Here is a 17,569-nt window from a genome sequence, read left to right as displayed (position 1 = left end):
AGGAGTAGAACGTGGTAGCAAAACTAAGGTCAGAAGAAGTTAGTTCAATCATCAAAGAGCGTATAGAAAACTTTAATATCAGTGTTGATATTAGCGAAACTGGTAAGGTCGTTTCCTATGCCGATGGTGTAGCAAAGGTCTATGGACTTAACAATGTTATGTATTATGAAATGGTTGAGTTTGAAACAGGCGATATAGGTATTGCAATGAGCCTTGAAGAGGCAAGCGTTGGTGTTGTTGTCATCGGTGGTGGCAAAGATATCAAGGAAGGTATCTCTGTTAAAAGGCTAAAAAAACTCATGAAAGTGCCTGTTGGAGATAGTGTCGTAGGGCGTGTTATCAACACTTTAGGTGAAGCTATTGATGGCAAGGGTGCTATTGAAGCTGGTGAATTCCGCTTTGTTGAAGAAAAAGCACCTGGAATTATGGCTAGAAAATCTGTGCATGAACCACTACAAACTGGAATTAAAGCAATCGATGCACTTGTTCCAATTGGTCGTGGACAAAGAGAGCTTATCATTGGTGATAGACAGACAGGTAAAACAACGGTAGCTATAGATTCTATTATTAACCAAAAGGGACAAGACGTTATATGTATTTATGTAGCTATTGGTCAAAAAGAATCTACTGTGGCACAGGTTGTGAGAAAATTAGAAGAACATGGCGCTATGGAATACACGATTGTTGTCAATGCTCCTGCTTCATCTTCTGCTGCTATGCAATTCCTTGCTCCATATACAGGCGTTACCATCGGTGAGTATTTTAGAGACAATGGGCGTCATGCGCTTATTATTTATGATGATTTGAGTAAGCATGCCGTGGCATATCGTGAGATGTCTCTAATCCTCAGAAGACCGCCGGGACGCGAAGCATTCCCGGGAGATGTATTCTATCTCCACTCACGGCTCCTTGAACGTGCCGCAAAACTTAGTGATGATTTGGGTGCTGGTTCTTTAACAGCCTTACCCATTATTGAAACATTGGCGGGAGATATTTCAGCATATATTCCAACAAATGTTATTTCCATTACGGATGGACAAATATTCCTAGAAACAGATTTATTCAATTCTGGTGTGCGTCCTGCGATCAATGTAGGCTTGTCAGTTTCTCGTGTTGGTGGCGCTGCTCAAATTAAAGCTACAAAACAAGTTTCAGGAACACTTAGACTTGACTTGGCACAATTTAGAGAACTACAAGCATTCTCTCAATTTGCCTCCGATCTTGATGAAGTAAGTCGCAAACAGCTTGAAAGAGGTCAAAGAATGGTTGAAGTTCTTAAACAGCCTCCATATTCGCCACTTGCTATCGAAAAACAAATTGTGCTTATCTATGCGGGAGCAAAAGGCTTCCTTGATGATATTCCAGCAAATAAAGTATCAGATTTTGAAGCAGATTTCTATCCATTCTTAGAGGCAAAATTCCCAAAAATCTTGGAAGATATTCGTGCGAAAAAAGCTTTGGATAAAGATACACAAGAAGAGTTAAATAACGCAATCAAAGAGTTTAAAATAAGCTTTTCTGCATAAGCAAACATAAGGAGTGGTTAATGGGCGGCAATCTTAAAGACATTAGACGTAAGATTACAAGCGTCAAAAACACGCAAAAAACGACGCGTGCTATGAAACTTGTTTCAACTTCTAAGCTCAAAAAAACAGAAGAGTTGGCGAGACGTTCTAGGACATACGCACAAAAACTTAATGAGATGTTTGATGAAATTGTTCGCAAGATTCTTATCAAAGGTATAGAAAATATCAATAGTAAATATTTCTTAGGTTCTAAGCCAAGAGAAATTAAAAAAGTTGATATTGTTTTTATTACTGCCGATAAAGGCTTGTGCGGTGGTTTCAATCAAGCAACAATCAAAGAAGTTATGCGCCTTATGAAGCACTATAAAGAACAAAATATCAAGGTGCGTTTACGTGGCATTGGCAAAAAAGGAATTTCATTTTTTACCTTTAATGATGTCGAGGTGCTTGATAAAGTTGTAGGATTAAGTGCTATGCCAACATATGAGGGGGCTGCGCAGTTTATCCAAAATGTTGTAAAGGACTTTTTTGATGGTCTAACCGATGAAATCATCATTGTCCATAATGGATTTAAGAACATGATTTCACAAGTGTTACAGACACAGGCTTTGCTTCCATTGACAATCAATATAGACACACAAAAAGCCCTTGAAGAGTATGATGTAATGAGTATAGAATCTGAAGAAACTGAAGATATACTACTTGATCAACTCGCACAAAAATATGTGGAATACAATATGTATTACGCGCTTATAGATTCTTTGGCAGCAGAGCATAGCGCAAGGGTGCAGGCTATGGATGCGGCTACAAGCAATGCAGGTGATTTGGTAAAGAGCCTTAGTATTGCTTACAACAAAGCACGTCAGGAATCTATTACAACCGAGCTTGTTGAAATTAATGCCGGCGTTGAGGCAATGAAATAAACTTAAAGAGGAGAGAATATGCAAGGTAAGATTATACAGATTATGGGACCAGTTGTTGATATAGAATTTGATTCGTATTTACCATTCATCAATGAAGCCGTAGATGTAGAGTTCAATGTGGAAGGTAAAAAAAATAAGCTTGTGCTAGAAGTAGTAGGCCATTTGGGTGATAATCGTGTTCGTACAATTGCTATGGATATGACAGAAGGCTTAGTAAGGGGTGGGAGTGTTAAAGCTCGTGGTAAGATGATTGAGGTGCCAGTGGGCGAAGCTGTCTTGGGTAGAATCTTTAATGTAACAGGTGATGTGATAGACGGTGGGGAACCACTCAATACAGATCTTAGATGGCCTATCCACAGAGATGCTCCAACTTTTGATAACCAAAGCACTAAAACTGAAATGTTTGAAACAGGTATAAAAGTTGTGGATTTACTTGCACCCTATTCTAAAGGTGGTAAAGTAGGATTATTTGGTGGTGCTGGTGTGGGCAAAACCGTGGTTATTATGGAGCTTATCCACAATGTCGCCTATAAACATAGCGGTTATTCTGTATTTGCCGGTGTTGGAGAAAGAACAAGAGAAGGAAATGACCTCTATAACGAAATGCAAGAAGGTGGAGTACTAGACAAAGTGGCATTATGCTATGGACAAATGAACGAACCACCTGGGGCAAGAAACAGAATTGCGTTTACTGGACTTACTATGGCTGAATACTTTAGAGATGAAAAAGGCTTGGATGTGCTTATGTTTATTGATAATATCTTCAGATATGCACAATCTGGTGCTGAAATGTCTGCGCTCTTAGGACGTATTCCATCAGCAGTGGGTTATCAACCAACGCTTGCGAGTGAAATGGGTAAACTTCAAGAACGCATTACATCAACCAAAAAGGGTTCTATTACCTCTGTGCAGGCAGTATATGTGCCAGCTGATGACTTAACAGATCCAGCTCCTGCCTCTGTATTTGCGCACCTTGACGCTACCACAGTACTTAACAGGAAGCTTACAGAAAAAGGTATTTATCCAGCTGTTGATCCACTAGATTCAACTTCTAGAATCCTTGATCCACAGGTAGTGGGAGAAACACACTATAAAATTGCGACAGGTGTCCAACAAATTTTACAAAAATACAAAGACTTACAAGATATTATTGCAATTTTGGGAATGGATGAACTTTCTGAAGAAGATAAACAAACAGTGGATAGAGCAAGAAAAATTGAAAAATTCCTCTCTCAACCATTTTTCGTTGCCGAAATATTTACAGGAAGTCCTGGTAAATATGTAACGCTAGAAGAAACACTAGAGGGCTTTAAAGGTATTTTGTCAGGGAAGTATGATCATATTCCAGAAAATGCTTTCTATATGGTAGGTAATATCCAAGAAGCGCTAGAAAAGGCAGAAAAACTCAAGGCAAGTGCATAAGGAGGCTTTATGGAAACTTTAATGCTAAGTATTGTAACCCCTTATGGCAAAATATACGATGGATCTGTAGAATCTGTCGTAATGCCTGGTAGTGAAGGAGAATTTGGAGTATATCCGGGACATTGTAGCTTGCTTTCATCACTTAAAACTGGTGTTATCGAGATCTGTAAATCTAATGGAGATTCGGAACTCATAGCTATCAATTGGGGATACGCCGAAGTCTCACCACATAAAGTTGATATAATAGCTGATGGTGCTGTATCTATCAATGGTAGCGATGAAGATCAAGTAGCCACAGCTATTGATAATGCTAGAAAACTCCTAGAAGAAGCGAGTGATGATCGCGTTGCGATTTCTTCTGTTGTTTCTCGCATAGAGACTGCTGCACGCACAAAATTTTAGACTTATCAATGCTCTTTAGCATTAAACCTAACAAGTTTGTGGAACTTACATGAATACCTTTTTAGTCTTTGTCGCACAAAGTCATCCAGTTACGATTGTAGTGTTTGGGTGGCTTAGCTTTTATTTCCTGATAACACTTTGGATCTATCTTTATAAGACGCTTACCCTTGGTGATTGGTTTTCTAGAGAAAAACATAATGTTGCACTTCTTTCCGCAAGCCCTGTTAGTCTCCCAAAAAATGCCATTTTAAATGATTTGTTACTTAGTCGCAATGCTGTAGATTCAGATCTCTTGCAGGTTTGGAAAACTAAGGCTTTGCAAAAAGCAACAAGAGGACTCGTGTTTTTAAGTATTGTCTCATCTACTGCACCTTTTATAGGGCTTTTTGGCACTGTGGTAGAGATTCTTGAAGCCTTTTCACACCTAGGTGGGGGCAATGTATCTTTTGATATCATAGCACCCGTAATTTCCAAAGCATTAGTAGCTACTGCTTGTGGAATTTTGACAGCTATTCCAGCGTATTCATTTTATCTCCTCCTAAAACGCAAATCCTATAACATAGGGGTTTGTATCCAAATGCAAATCAATCTCATACTAAGCTCCCAAAGAAGTAATCTATGAGAGAAGAAGAGCTCGATCTCGAGGATAAACCGGAGCTTAATATCACGCCACTTGTTGATGTGATGCTTGTCCTTTTAGCTATCTTAATGATAGGCATACCAACCATTACCTATCAAGAAGATATTACCCTGCCTCGCGGATCAAAAAGCAAAAAACTTACTCAAGATTCTATCCTAGAAATACGCGTAAGTGTAGATAGAAAAGTGTATATTCGCGATGATGTCTATGATCTTGCAACGTTTGGAGAAAATTTTGTGTTAAAAAGTGCACATTTTGACAAAAATATCCCTGTTTTTATACGCGCTGATAAATCTTTGCTTTATGATGATGTTATCTATGTTCTAAAATCCCTCAAAGAATCTGGATTTCTAAAGGTTTCGCTCATCACAGGTGCCTAAATGCGTTTTAATATCATAATGTTTGTGGCAAGTGGGATAATTGCATTTTGCCTATATGCCTTACTGCTCCTATCTTTTGTAGGAGCTTTTAATACACAACCAACCAAATACACAACACTTCAAGAATCTGCAATTACAATCCAAACCATTGATATACAAGCATATCTTGATCTCACGCCAAAACAAGAAACCAAAATTCCTACTACCAATCCACTTGAAGGCAGTGGGATAAAAGATATGTTTACACAAATTGATGCCAACTCTTTTGCAAAATCACAAGAAATAGCTGATGACCGAGAAAAACACGCCCAAAATGCAAAAAAATTCAACGAGCTTGCACGACAAAGCAAGGATTTACAACAACGACTCCACGATCTTAACACTACGATTACCATCCAAAATGAAAGCACACAACAAGATGATGGCAAATACGATGAATGGTTTGCAAATATTAGCAAAATTTTACTTGCGCATTGGGATAAACGCTCACGCTTCCTTACACTAGACTTAGAGGGTATTGTGGTCTTTGAAATTAGTGAACAAGGCAAAATGCACTACATGGTCAAACGCTATACCCTTGATAGCGCATTTGATGAAGCACTCGATGCTACACTTAGGGAGTTAGAAACTTATCCATTCCCTCCCCCAAAGCAATCAAAAAGTTTTAGTGTAAGCTTTGGAAGCCTAAAAAGCAAAACTCGCTAAACACAAAAATACACCAAAGCATAACCGCCAACTATCAATAATATCGCCAATACAAAGGCTAAACCAAATGCCTTATCCCCAGAATCTACAAATTTCTTAAAGTCAATTTGTAAGCCAAGTGCGCTCATTGCCATTACAAGTAAAAATGTAGAACTTAACTCACCACTAGTAACAAGCCATTGTGGCAATACAAAAAGAGAATTGATAGTGACTACCCCTAAAAAGCCAAAGACAAACCACGGAATATCTAATTTGCGTTTTGATCCACTTGGCGTAGTAGAAAATAACAATGGCAATACAAGAAGCACAGGTATGAGCAAAAGAACGCGTATCATCTTTATAATCACAGCGATTTTTTCAGCCTCAGGTGAGATTCCACTCCCTGCACCTACAACATTTGCTACTTCATGCAATGTCGCACCAACATATACACCCCACTGAATCTCACTAAGTCCAAGTGTAGAAATCGCATACACAATAGGATACAAAAACATAAAAATAAGCCCAAAAACTACCACACTTCCTACTGCGATAATGCCCTTATAGGGTTGAGACTTTATACTAGATTCTAGAGCAAGGACAGCAGCAGCACCACATATCGCACTACCTCCACTCACAAGAAGTGCAAGCTCCCTATCAAGCTTAAATACCTTGACACCAATGAATGTCCCAATTACCAAGATTCCAACCACAACACTTAAACCAATAAGCATTCCCGATAATCCCACACTCATAATACCATCAAAACTCACACGGAATCCATACAAGATAATCCCTAAGCGTAAAAGCTTTTTGGCACTAAAAACTACACCTGTGTCACAAGAGCTTTTGGAATGATGATACAAAGATGAGGCGAGGATACCCAAAAGCACGCCAATAATCAAAGGTGAAATATGATAATGCACCATAAATTCACACGAAGCGACATACATACTACTCAAAGAAATAAGCAATGTCAACACAAAACCATTAATAAGATTATAAAATGTCCGTCGTATATAAATCCTTTGTTAAAAATTAATGCAAAGAGTGTTGCATTTTTTTAATAGTCCTAATTGTGCTTAATCCATAAATATAATTTGCTGCCACAATAAGTTCTTTTGCTACACTATGACTAAATGCCAAATCATTGAGTAATGATGTCCCCTCTGCGGTGTTAATGGATTTCTGATAAATAAGAGACTGGACCACAACAAATGCTTCCTTATCTTGTCGTTTAAAAAACTTTTTTTGTTGCTTTAGTGTTATTTTGACATCACTTAATTTTTCTTTGGGAGCATGCTTAATATAATCAATAAAACGCAAGAGATTTGCTAAATCCAATCGTATTTCATCATATACTTCTTGTAGGGCTATATTTGAACCCAGGGCATTTTTACGCATATTTTTCTGCAAAAAACTAATATTTTTTGTTGCCTCAGCTATCTTGCGTGAAGCAATTTGTAACGCCACAATGCGTTTAATATATTCTGGATCTTGCACAAATGTTTGAAGCTTGGTAGAAAAGTCCATAATGGCATTAAAAAGTGATTTTATCTGTGTGTTATAAAATTCTGATACATCAAACTCACGCCTAAACCATTCACGCTTTGTAAGCAATTCTTTAATAGGTATATCGGATCGGATATCGGTGCGTGAAAATCCTGTGGTGTGCGCAATAATAGCAAAAGCATTATCATAGAGGTGTTTTACCTCATTTTCTAATGCATAAATGGCTGTGTCTTTATAGGGCAATAAAGCATCACTAATAAAAAGCGGTGTAGTATCTTGCGTGCCATGTCCCTTAATCAAAGTAGTAAGAAATTCTGCAATGCGAGGAATAAACATAATAAATAACACCACCCCAAAGAAATTAAAAAGTGTGTGCCACACTGCAAGACGCAAAATAGAATCTGTCTCCAACCCAATAATATCTGAAATAGCATTATTAATCTGCACAAAATAAGAAAAAAAGACTACTACAATCAACACTGTAACAAAGTTAAATATGCAGTTTGCTACCGCCAATCTCTTGCCATTGATATTGGTGCTAAAAGAAGCCACAAGCGCGGTTACCACACCACCCACGCTCGTACCAAGTGTAGCAGCAAGTGCATCTGTATAGCCAATTTGAGATTGTGTATAGGCAGTAATAATGATAGCAAGTGTAGCATGTGAGCTTTGGATAACTGCCGTTATTAATGCGCCAATGAAAATAAAACCTACAATGGCTCTATACCCCTCAAGTTTATATTGAGAGAAATTCACCACATCTTTAAATCCCTCAAAACCTAACTTGATATAAAAGACTCCAAGAAAGAAAAATCCGAGCCCAGCAAGGATTTTACCTACACCTTTGTAGGAACTAGATTTTTGAAAATTAAACAATAATCCACCTACAATAAGCGGTAATGCCAAAGAAGAAATATTAATGGAAGAAGCCCCAGCAATCAACCACGAACCTGTAGTATTGCCTAGATTCGCTCCAAAGATCACACCAATACCTTGCACTAAACTAATAAGTGCTGCGCTCACAAATGATATAGAAAGCACAGAGACAAGACTAGAACTCTGCATAAGTGTTGTTACAATCGTGCCAAAAATGATACTCCGTAATGATGTTTTGGTTGAATTTGTTAAGGTTTTTTCCAAAACACCTCCAGAAAATACCTTAAAACCATCGCTTAAAAAAAGCATACCAAAAAGCAAAATCGCGACACCTGCACAAAGTTTGCCCAACTGCTCATTAACAGCTAAGCCATAAATAACACCAAGTATGGCAATTGTGAGAGAATAATGCCTAATAATTGTATAAAAACGTAACACATCTTATCCTTATCTTGATACCAAAATACCCCAAAAATCACCATGTTTCATAGAATCTCTTAGGGATTTTTTATTACATGCCAAAAAGACTATTCATGCCTCCATTATTAAGTCCGCCCTTCTCAAGCATAAGTGAATAATTCGTGCAAGCACCTTGTATCCCATACTCACACGCAAGCCCAAAAAGCTCTATGGCTCTTGCTTTATTTTGCTTTACACCAAAACCACCATCATACAAAACTCCAAGATTATTACAACTTTGCATATGCCCACCATCACACGCCGTGGTAAAATATTTAGCTGCGTAAAAATAGTTTTGTGTCGCACCTTCTTGACCTGTAGCATACAGATAGCCTAGATTTCCACACGCTACGATATCTCCCTGCTCACACGCCACATAATTCATCTCAACGATACCCATCGCATCTTTTGTCATACCATACACATTATACGTATTTGTCATCAAACCAAGATTATAACAACCCAGATCATTTCCAAAAGTGCACGCTGCGCGATATGCTTCCATAGCTTTAGCGTAATCTTTGTTAGTCCCTACACCATTAGCATACATCCAACCCAAATTTGTGCAAGCCAATCCATCTCCACCCGCACAAGCAATTACATACAATTCATGAGCCTGTGCCTTATCTTGCTTCACTCCTTCGCCATTATCATAGGCAAGAGCGAGATTCGCACAAGCTACATTATCGCCACCAGCACATGCTTGAACATAAAACTTCACAGCTGTATCTGGTTCGGGCACTCCTGTAGTCATACCATACATATAAATAAGCCCACTCCCAAAACATCCAGCAGCATTTCCACCCCTACAAGCCTGTGTAAAAAGCTCCAAAGCCTTGCCATAATCTCCCATTTTTGCAAATGCCATAGCAGAGTTTAATGACGCATTAGCATTTTGCATCGTGGCAACAAAATCATCATAGGGCATACTTGCAGTGTTTTGAGAATCTGTGTTGATAAGATCTGTATTTTGGGCTACATTGTTAGAAATGGAAGATTCCTGCTTGATAGTTGCATCTGTAGAGTTTTCTGGCTCTGCATACGCAATACCAAAAACACACATAATGCATATAATCATTTTTTTCATAGCCCACTCCTTTACACAATATCCCACATAAAAAGCAAAAAAAATACCAAATTTAGTGAGGTTAATCTTCATCATAAGTTATGTAATTATACATACATTCTACGCACCACACAATAAATACAAAAGCATACAACGTATAACGCACAGAAAAATATTGATCAGAGCTTGCAAGAATATTTGAGCAAAGAGCTACAAGCACTACACCAAAAATTAAAATAGCAAGATTACTATATCCATAAAAGTTTAGTGTATGTTTTTGACGCACCAATACAACAAAGAAAAGTGTGATACCTGCCACAAATAACGCCAAATCAATATAATCATAGGCATTTTGTTTAAAATAAAACGGTTGAAAGGCGCAAGCAAACAGAGCAATCACTATAGTATTGAATGAAGGTTGCGTAATATCAAGTAGCCAACCTGTATAAGTTTTGGTATTTGGTACAAGGTGCAAAATACCAAAAATAAGAGGCATAAAGATAAAAAATACATACACAACAAGGCTTAGCATAATACGCAACTTATAATCCCAAAGGCTTTCTATCATACTGCGATGATCAATGCTAGATTCTATGAGCAATAAATCAGTAAGTTCGTGAGGCTTCATCTCTATACTTGCACAAAAAGCTACGATATACACACATACCACACACATACCAAGCGCAAAGGCATAAAGCCATACATCGAGCTTTTTATACCAACTTGCGACGATTAAAAATCCCAAGGCTATGAGTGCACCACAAAACAAGATCGTATTTGTCAAAAATGAAAATAAGCCTTGATCACGGATAAAAACAAAAAAGATATATGAAAATGTATCAAAGAATCTAGAACTTATAAGAAGTATCGCGATCCAAGAAAATAATGCAAAAAACACACAAGAAATGATAGCACCCAAAAGATTATTACTAATTCTCAAAGCCTCTCCTTTTTAGTTTTTCTCTAAATAATCTTCGATACCATCAGCAATGCCAAGAGCCAAAAGCTTTTGATATTCTTTATTTATCAAAAGTCTGCCCTCATTTGCATGTGAGACATATCCTATTTCAATAAGCACAGATGGCATAAGTGCTCCAGCCAAAACCCAAAATGGACCATCTCTGACACCACCATCAACGATATTTTTATATTTTGTCCGCACAGAATCTACCATTCCAGCTTGAATATCTATCGCAAGTTTACTAGAGGCAATAAGACGATGATTATTAATCGTATGCAAAAAGGTTTGTTTGGAAAAATAATTCATTGTTGCTATATCCCCTATATTTTCGGCTTCAGCAACCTTGAGAGCTTTTTGGCTACGATTTGTTGATAAAAAATATGTCTCTATGCCACTTGGGGATTTTTTGCCTACAGGGATAGAATTAGCGTGTATAGAAATAAACAAATCCGCGCCTTTATCATTAGCAAACTTTGTGCGATCAATAAGATCAATAAATCGATCGCTCTCGCGGGTCATATGTGTGATATATCCGCGTTTTTTAAGCTCAGCTTGAAGGTATTTTGCCACTTCTAGCACGATGACCTTTTCGCATACCTTAGCCACACCCATAGCTCCACAATCCTTGCCCCCATGTCCAGGATCTATGACGATTTTTTTCTTAGCAACAAAAGATGAGGGAGCAACAGAGGCAGGGGAGATTGTAGTCGTTGTAGTATGTATTTGTGACAAAGATTTGCTCATACGAATATAGAGATTTTGAGCTTCTTTAGCAATAGTGTAGGTTCTTGTAGGTTTTATAACAATGCGCACAACACTAGGAGTGTTTTGTGCGACATTAATCATAGAATTATCTTTAAAGATAAAACTCTTTTTTGGTACTACAAGGACAGATTCCAAATCCACAAATATGCGCCCATCTTGGAGTTTTTTTTCATCAAACTTAAGAGCACTAATATCCTGATCAAAAATAATCTTAAGATTATAATCACCAAATGGCACAAGCCCCAGAATCTTATAAGTTTGAGCGCTAAGAAATGTGCTTAGAAATACTACAATACACAGGAGTTTTTGCATCACACATCACTAACAAGCTCTGTGATAATTTCTTTCACACTCTGAATCTTTTCAATTTTGTATCCATTAGCGCCGGTAAAATATAAGCCATTTACACGATCGCCCAAATGACCTGCCCCTAATGAATCTGCAATACAATATCCCACTTTTTTAGCTTCTTGTCCTCTATGGCATGGTGAAACACAATTACTCACACAACGAATCTTAGGTGCATTTCCTTCTTCTAGCCGCTCCAAAACACCCATTTTAATCGCCCTAGCAGGATAACCCACAGGGGATTTAATAAGCACAATGTCATCCTTAGTAATCTTTGGCATAATGTCTCTATATGCTTGCGCATCACACTCCAAAGAGCCCAAAAACCTCGTGCCCATTTGCACGCCACTTGCACCAAGGCTTATCATCGTATCAATGTCTTTTCTATCCCATACGCCACCTGCAGCGATGACTGGAATATCCCCCCATTGTTTTGCTTCATCCACAATTTTTGGAAGAATAGCCTCTAACTGACACTCTGGCTTAAAACAATCTTCATAGCTAAAGCCTTGATGTCCGCCACTCAAAGGACCTTCTACAATCACTGCATCAGGAATCTTTGCATAACGATCTTTCCAACGCTTACAAATAATACGCAATGCCTTAGCTGATGATACAATAGGCACAAGTGCCACATCAGAGAAGTTTTTGGTAAACTCAGGCATATTTGTAGGTAATCCCGCACCTGTAACGATAATATTTGCTCCAGCCTCACATGCATCACGCACTACACGACCATATTCATTAATCGCATACAAAATATTTACCCCAAGTGGATTATCTCCACAAAGCTTTCGAGCATTTCTAATGATCTCTTGGAGTGCTTGTTTGGAGTAAAAATTAATTGCTTCAAATGGTTTAAGATTCACAAGCTTTTGTGTAAAGTGCATTTGTTTATAATACCCAGTGCCTACAGCGCTTACGATACCTAATGCACCCTCTTTTGAGACGCTACCGGCTAGTTTATCCCAACTTATACCCACGCCCATACCACCTTGGAATATAGGATACTTGATGATGTGTTTTCCAATTTTGATAGGTTTTAACTGCATTGTAGTCCTTAGTTATTTGATGAGTATTTTAGCAAAACGCCTCTTGCCAATTTGTAAGATAAACTCGCCCTTATCTAATTTTAAATTTTCATCGCTTATTTTTTGCTTATTTAATTTTAGCGCACCTGCCTTAATATCACGCCTTGCTTGTGATGTAGAGGGAGAAAGTCCACAATCTAGTGCAATTTTGCAAATCCACTCTCCAGATTCAAAACTAAATGTTTCTATATCACTTGGAATCTCATCTTTGGCAAACACATTATCAAATTCTTCTTTTGCGCTATATGCGAGTTCTTTTGTATGATAACACTCTGTAATTTCTAGCGCAAGAATCTCTTTTGCAGTCTTTGGATGAAGTGTGCCATCTTCTACCTGCGCTTTAAGTGTAGCTATCTCTTCAAGGCTTTTAGCAGAAAGCAACTCATAATATCGCCACATTAAGGTATCAGAAATGCTGAGAATCTTAGCATACATAGTGTTTGAATCTTGTGTGACACCTATATAATTGCCTAGAGATTTACTCATTTTATTCACACCATCTAAGCCCTCTAAAAGTGGCACAGTCAGCACACTTTGCTCTTTATTAAGTCCATATGCTCTCTGCAAACTTCGTCCCACAAGCAAATTAAACTTTTGATCATTCCCTCCGAGTTCTATATCACATTCTAATGCTACAGAATCATAACCCTGCAAGAGTGGATAGAGAAATTCCACCATAGAAATGGGCTGATTATTTTTATATCGCTTAGCAAAATCATCGCGCTCCAACATTCTTGCTACAGAAAATTTCGAGCTAAGGGCAATAAGTCCCTCTACACCAAGCTTACTAATCCATTGAGAATTAAAACATACTTGTGTATATTTGGGATCCAAGATCTTAAAAACTTGTTCTTTATATGTGAGTGCATTTTGTTCTACTTGCTCTGTGCTAAGTGGTTTTCTTGTTTCGCTTTTGCCCGTTGGATCACCAATTGTTGCCGTAAAATCTCCAATAAGAAACTTCACCAAACCACCATAACGCTGAAATGTAGCAAGTTTTTGGATAAGCACAGTGTGCCCCAAATGCAAATCTGGTGCAGTAGGATCAAAACCCGCTTTTACAATAAATCTCTCTCCTGTGAGGAAAAATCTCGCAATAAGCGATCGAATATAGTCTGCACCAATAAATTCTACAATCCCTCGCTCAATTTCACGCATTGCCTTATGTAAGTTTTCTAATTGTGAAGAATCTAATCGTCGTTCAAAATTCTCCATGCCTCTATCTCCTAAATATTAATCTCATGAATATGCATCTTTTAGCGCACTAAACTCGATAATTTTATGTTGCTGCTCTATAGCATTTTTGAGTGGCTTGATGTCATTATCGATACTTTGTATATACACCTCACACAAACTTGCAAATTCATTATTCATTCTATCGTAATTCACTCGAATTACGCGACATTGATATTTTGCTAAAGTTGTCAAAAATCTTGCAATAGCGCCTTTTTTATCCTCAAGTGCTACAAGAATTTTGTAATTGTACTTTTGACTTTCTAGCCATTGCACAAACACCATATCTACACCATCTGCCATATCAGATTCTATACGACTACAAAGTTTGTGATGAATATAAAGCTTCGTGCCATTTTTAATCGCCAAGATTCCATCACCATATTTTGGATGACAACAATAATCAAAAATCGCCTCACTAATGGCAAAATTGCTAAATGCCACAATGTTATCAAGCTTGATTTGGCGCACTTTGAAGCGGTTGCTTTTAAAAAGACCAAAAAATACCCTGCGTTTTTGATAAAAATCTCTAGCGTGATTTTTGATATTTTTAAAAAAGCCTCTATCGCGCATAACCTTATATACTTCAGAATCTAGATTCTGTTGATGCAAGAATTCCTCAATAGCCTTTGGGGTGCGCTCAAACATTGTTGCCAAAATATTTATCGCCGCCCTCTTATCGACCTCTTTAAGACGCGCGTGGCATTGAAGCTTGAGCTGACTTTTTGCTTTTGATGTTTTAAGCGCATCTATCCAGCTACAACGCGGTTTTATCACCTCATCATCATTTGCGACTATGATACGCACAATATCGCTATTTTTAAGGGGTTGCAAAAGCGAAACTTTTTGGTGATTGACATATGCGCCTACAGCGCGATTACCGACATCTGTATGAATAGCATACGCAAAATCCAACACCAATGCACCAACAGGCAGACTATAGGTATCCCCCGCAGGTGAAAATACCACAAGATCTTCACGATACAAATCATTCTTGACAAGCTCATAAAACTCCTCGATAGAACTCTCTTGATGCTGGAGATTTTGCACCCAACTTAAGCTAGGTTCGCGCCCACCACTTTTATATTTCCAATGCGCAGCGATACCATATTGCGCCGTTTTATGCATATCAAAAGTGCGAATTTGCACCTCAAAAATACTAGATTTATCAAAAATAGTCGTATGAATTGTTTGATAGCCATTTTCTTTTGGGATTGCAATATAATCCTTAAGTCTGGAGACAACAGGCTTTAGACTAAGGTGTAAAATCCCCAACGCCTTATAGCATTCCAATGGAGTCTTTACAAGAATACGCACCGCCAATAAATCCAAAATTTCATCGATAGCCACACCTTTGCGTTGCATTTTGAGATAAATTGAATAATATCGCTTGATACGATATTCTATCTCAAAATCACCATCGCCAAAACCATTGCGTTGCAAAAGTGTGCGCACAGAATCTGTAAATGAGTTAAGCTTAAGACTAATAGATTGATAGTGTGTTTTAATATATGTGTCAATCTGCTCATATTCTTTAGGAAAAAGATAATAAAAACAGCGATCCTCAAGTTCTGATTTGAGTGAAGAAATCCCAAGTCTATGTGCAATAGGTGCATACACGACAAGCGTCTCTTCAGCGATACGCACTTGTTTGTCATGAGGCAAAGCATCAAGGGTTAGCATATTGTGCATTCTATCGCAAATTTTTATGACAAACGCGCGTATATCTTGGATAGAAATTAAGAGCATTTTACGGAAAGAAAGTGCGGAAGCAACAAGTTTTTTATCATAGCTTCCACCAAATTCCTCTTTGCGAATCTCCACAATTTTTGTCAAAGCATCGACTAAATGCGCCACATCCCAGCCAAATTCTGCCTGCACGAATTCAAGGCTACATTGTGTATCTTCGACTGCGTCATGCAATAACGCAGCGCATACCATTGTCTCATCACCACCATAAAATGCCACAATGCACGCCACACACATAGGATGAATAATATAAGGAATGCCACTTTTTCTAAATTGTCCTTGATGGTAATGTGTGGCACAGCCAATAGCTTTTTGAATCGTTGGAGTAATATTTGTAAATTCTTGTAGTGTTTGCGTGGCAGATTCTATGGTATCAATCTCTCCTATACGAGAAAAAAAACTCACAATATCTGCCTTATAAAAAGTTATCTATTTGTAGGAACCTGCTCGATACTCTCAAACACAACCTTGCCTTCAGCTATCTCACGCATTGCAATATCAGCAAGTTTATGTTTAGAAACTTTCATATCTACAAGCGGTGTAGCCCCTGCTCCAAGCTCCTTGATACGCGCAAAAAGCAAATTTGAAAGAACATAACGATCATTATCAAGTTTCTCTAATGCCTTAGCAGCAATTTCTTCGGTTCTCATTGATGATTCCTTGTGTAAAAATGAAGGTGGGATTGTACTATAAAAATACTAAGAATCTCTTAAAGTTTTACCCTAAGATACCTCTAAAGTTTTTATTAAAACATCTTTCCTATGGCAAACAATGCTTCTTCAATCTCGCGCTTAAAATGCACATATATAGAAGGCAACACGACAATAAGCACAACAAATGCGATAGCAATTTTAATCGGAAAGCCGACTGCTAAAAGATTAAATTGTGGATGGGTTTTCATAATCATTCCAAAAATAATATCTGAAAACAAAATAATGGCTAAAATTGGAAATGCCATAGAAAAACCAACTACAAAAAAATTACTCAATGCCTTCACATAATAACCTACACTATTATCGCCAAAAATAAAGCTCCCAAGAGGCACAGAATCTAAACTATGAGCAACAAGTTGCAAAATTACATGATGAAAATCAAGATTTAATGCAATAAGTAGAGCCAAAACACTTAGTAGTTGCCCTACAATAGGACGCTGTGAACCACTGATAGGATCATAAGCGCTTGCCATAGTAAGCCCCATAGAAAAGCTCATAAGCTCTCCACTAAAGCTAATCATTGCAAACACAATTTGTAACATAATCCCAGCCAAAAATCCCAACATCAACTCAAAAAGTCCTGCGACTATTAATACAATAACAGAAATCTGCCCCAACTCATAATGTGCAAGAGGATAAAACAAGACAGCCATAAAAAATATCATCGCCCCACGAATACTTGGAGAAATCATTTGATTATCAAAAAAAGGGAAAAACGCAAACACACCGCTAAAACGCAAGAGTAGAAGCAAAAATGTAATTACATGTGTATCGTTTGTCAAATATGGGACAATCTCCATTTTTGCAATCCTTAGGGTT

17 protein-coding genes are annotated in these 17,569 nt (G+C 37.8%); 7 read left to right on the top strand and 10 right to left on the bottom strand.

The features are described from left to right. Positions 1-11: 11 nt before the first annotated feature. Genes atpA through C6H22_RS03640 form a run of 7 tightly spaced genes read left to right on the top strand, consistent with a single transcriptional unit; the run spans position 12 to position 5,998 of the window. A complete protein-coding gene (gene atpA, locus C6H22_RS03670) occupies positions 12-1,526 on the top strand; it encodes a F0F1 ATP synthase subunit alpha (protein WP_104693987.1) in 1,515 nt (504 codons plus the stop codon). 20 nt (positions 1,527-1,546) lie between these two features. Then, complete coding sequence (atpG, locus tag C6H22_RS03665; RefSeq protein WP_104693986.1) at positions 1,547-2,449, top strand: ATP synthase F1 subunit gamma; 903 nt, start codon at positions 1,547-1,549, stop codon at positions 2,447-2,449. Positions 2,450-2,467: 18 nt separating this feature from the next. Continuing rightward, positions 2,468-3,871, top strand: coding sequence for a F0F1 ATP synthase subunit beta (gene atpD / locus C6H22_RS03660; protein ID WP_104693985.1), 1,404 nt, complete (start codon positions 2,468-2,470; stop codon positions 3,869-3,871). 9 nt (positions 3,872-3,880) lie between these two features. After that, complete coding sequence (atpC, locus tag C6H22_RS03655) at positions 3,881-4,273, top strand: ATP synthase F1 subunit epsilon (RefSeq protein ID WP_104693984.1); 393 nt, start codon at positions 3,881-3,883, stop codon at positions 4,271-4,273. Between the two features lie 49 nt (positions 4,274-4,322). After that, complete coding sequence (locus C6H22_RS03650) at positions 4,323-4,895, top strand: MotA/TolQ/ExbB proton channel family protein (RefSeq protein WP_104693983.1); 573 nt, start codon at positions 4,323-4,325, stop codon at positions 4,893-4,895. Continuing rightward, complete coding sequence (locus tag C6H22_RS03645) at positions 4,892-5,293, top strand: ExbD/TolR family protein (RefSeq protein ID WP_104693982.1); 402 nt, start codon at positions 4,892-4,894, stop codon at positions 5,291-5,293. Before C6H22_RS03650 ends, C6H22_RS03645 begins: the two co-directional genes overlap by 4 nt. Next, the gene (locus tag C6H22_RS03640; RefSeq protein ID WP_104693981.1) at positions 5,294-5,998 is read left to right on the top strand and encodes a TonB C-terminal domain-containing protein; all 705 of its coding nucleotides are present in this window, start codon (positions 5,294-5,296) and stop codon (positions 5,996-5,998) included. On the opposite strand, the gene C6H22_RS03635 is transcribed toward C6H22_RS03640, so the two are convergent. The 10 genes from C6H22_RS03635 to fliR all read right to left on the bottom strand — a co-directional run bounded on the left by C6H22_RS03635 (position 5,995) and on the right by fliR (position 17,550). Beyond that, positions 5,995-6,972: a YeiH family protein gene (locus C6H22_RS03635; RefSeq protein ID WP_267892023.1), complete on the bottom strand. Its 978-nt coding sequence runs from the start codon at positions 6,970-6,972 to the stop codon at positions 5,995-5,997. The genes C6H22_RS03640 and C6H22_RS03635 overlap by 4 nt on opposite strands. A 43-nt stretch (positions 6,973-7,015) precedes the next feature. Continuing rightward, a complete protein-coding gene (locus C6H22_RS03630; RefSeq protein WP_233707014.1) occupies positions 7,016-8,803 on the bottom strand; it encodes a Na/Pi cotransporter family protein in 1,788 nt (595 codons plus the stop codon). 73 nt (positions 8,804-8,876) lie between these two features. Then, positions 8,877-9,911 carry a tetratricopeptide repeat protein gene (locus C6H22_RS03625; RefSeq protein WP_104694056.1) on the bottom strand — a complete coding sequence of 345 codons (1,035 nt, stop codon included), beginning with the start codon at positions 9,909-9,911 and terminating at the stop codon, positions 8,877-8,879. Positions 9,912-9,972: 61 nt separating this feature from the next. Then, a complete protein-coding gene (locus tag C6H22_RS03620) occupies positions 9,973-10,830 on the bottom strand; it encodes a hypothetical protein (protein ID WP_104693980.1) in 858 nt (285 codons plus the stop codon). A gap of 12 nt (positions 10,831-10,842) precedes the next feature. Further along, a complete protein-coding gene (locus tag C6H22_RS03615) occupies positions 10,843-11,928 on the bottom strand; it encodes an N-acetylmuramoyl-L-alanine amidase family protein (protein ID WP_104693979.1) in 1,086 nt (361 codons plus the stop codon). Continuing rightward, positions 11,928-13,016, bottom strand: a complete 1,089-nt coding sequence (locus C6H22_RS03610; protein WP_104693978.1) for a nitronate monooxygenase — start codon at positions 13,014-13,016, stop codon at positions 11,928-11,930. The genes C6H22_RS03615 and C6H22_RS03610 overlap by 1 nt, the downstream gene beginning before the upstream one ends. Positions 13,017-13,028: 12 nt before the next feature. Next, positions 13,029-14,270 (bottom strand): tyrosine--tRNA ligase, encoded by a 1,242-nt coding sequence (gene tyrS / locus C6H22_RS03605; RefSeq protein ID WP_104693977.1) that lies wholly within the window; start codon positions 14,268-14,270, stop codon positions 13,029-13,031. A 24-nt stretch (positions 14,271-14,294) separates the two neighbouring features. After that, positions 14,295-16,442 carry a RelA/SpoT family protein gene (locus C6H22_RS03600; RefSeq protein WP_104693976.1) on the bottom strand — a complete coding sequence of 716 codons (2,148 nt, stop codon included), beginning with the start codon at positions 16,440-16,442 and terminating at the stop codon, positions 14,295-14,297. Between the two features lie 20 nt (positions 16,443-16,462). Then, positions 16,463-16,687, bottom strand: a complete 225-nt coding sequence (locus C6H22_RS03595; protein ID WP_104693975.1) for a DNA-directed RNA polymerase subunit omega — start codon at positions 16,685-16,687, stop codon at positions 16,463-16,465. A 95-nt stretch (positions 16,688-16,782) separates the two neighbouring features. Then, the gene (fliR, locus tag C6H22_RS03590; protein WP_104693974.1) at positions 16,783-17,550 is read right to left on the bottom strand and encodes a flagellar biosynthetic protein FliR; all 768 of its coding nucleotides are present in this window, start codon (positions 17,548-17,550) and stop codon (positions 16,783-16,785) included. Positions 17,551-17,569 lie beyond the last annotated feature (19 nt).

The sequence above is a fragment of the Helicobacter equorum genome (assembly GCF_900198655.1).
Lineage (GTDB): Bacteria > Campylobacterota > Campylobacteria > Campylobacterales > Helicobacteraceae > Helicobacter_F > Helicobacter_F equorum.
The sequence above is the reverse complement of the archived record's forward strand: the minus strand, read 5'-3'. Positions and strand labels throughout refer to the sequence as shown.

Excerpts from the sequence above, each read along its gene's own strand:
- atpG (WP_104693986.1), top strand. The coding sequence starts at position 1,547 with ATGGGCGGCAATCTTAAAGACATTAGACGTAAGATTACAAGCGTCAAA.
- atpD (WP_104693985.1), top strand. The coding sequence starts at position 2,468 with ATGCAAGGTAAGATTATACAGATTATGGGACCAGTTGTTGATATAGAA.
- atpC (WP_104693984.1), top strand. The coding sequence starts at position 3,881 with ATGGAAACTTTAATGCTAAGTATTGTAACCCCTTATGGCAAAATATAC.
- C6H22_RS03650 (WP_104693983.1), top strand. The coding sequence starts at position 4,323 with ATGAATACCTTTTTAGTCTTTGTCGCACAAAGTCATCCAGTTACGATT.
- C6H22_RS03645 (WP_104693982.1), top strand. The coding sequence starts at position 4,892 with ATGAGAGAAGAAGAGCTCGATCTCGAGGATAAACCGGAGCTTAATATC.
- C6H22_RS03640 (WP_104693981.1), top strand. The coding sequence starts at position 5,294 with ATGCGTTTTAATATCATAATGTTTGTGGCAAGTGGGATAATTGCATTT.
- C6H22_RS03625 (WP_104694056.1), bottom strand. The coding sequence starts at position 9,911 with ATGAAAAAAATGATTATATGCATTATGTGTGTTTTTGGTATTGCGTAT.
- C6H22_RS03615 (WP_104693979.1), bottom strand. The coding sequence starts at position 11,928 with ATGCAAAAACTCCTGTGTATTGTAGTATTTCTAAGCACATTTCTTAGC.
- C6H22_RS03610 (WP_104693978.1), bottom strand. The coding sequence starts at position 13,016 with ATGCAGTTAAAACCTATCAAAATTGGAAAACACATCATCAAGTATCCT.
- tyrS (WP_104693977.1), bottom strand. The coding sequence starts at position 14,270 with ATGGAGAATTTTGAACGACGATTAGATTCTTCACAATTAGAAAACTTA.
- C6H22_RS03595 (WP_104693975.1), bottom strand. The coding sequence starts at position 16,687 with ATGAGAACCGAAGAAATTGCTGCTAAGGCATTAGAGAAACTTGATAAT.
- fliR (WP_104693974.1), bottom strand. The coding sequence starts at position 17,550 with ATGGAGATTGTCCCATATTTGACAAACGATACACATGTAATTACATTT.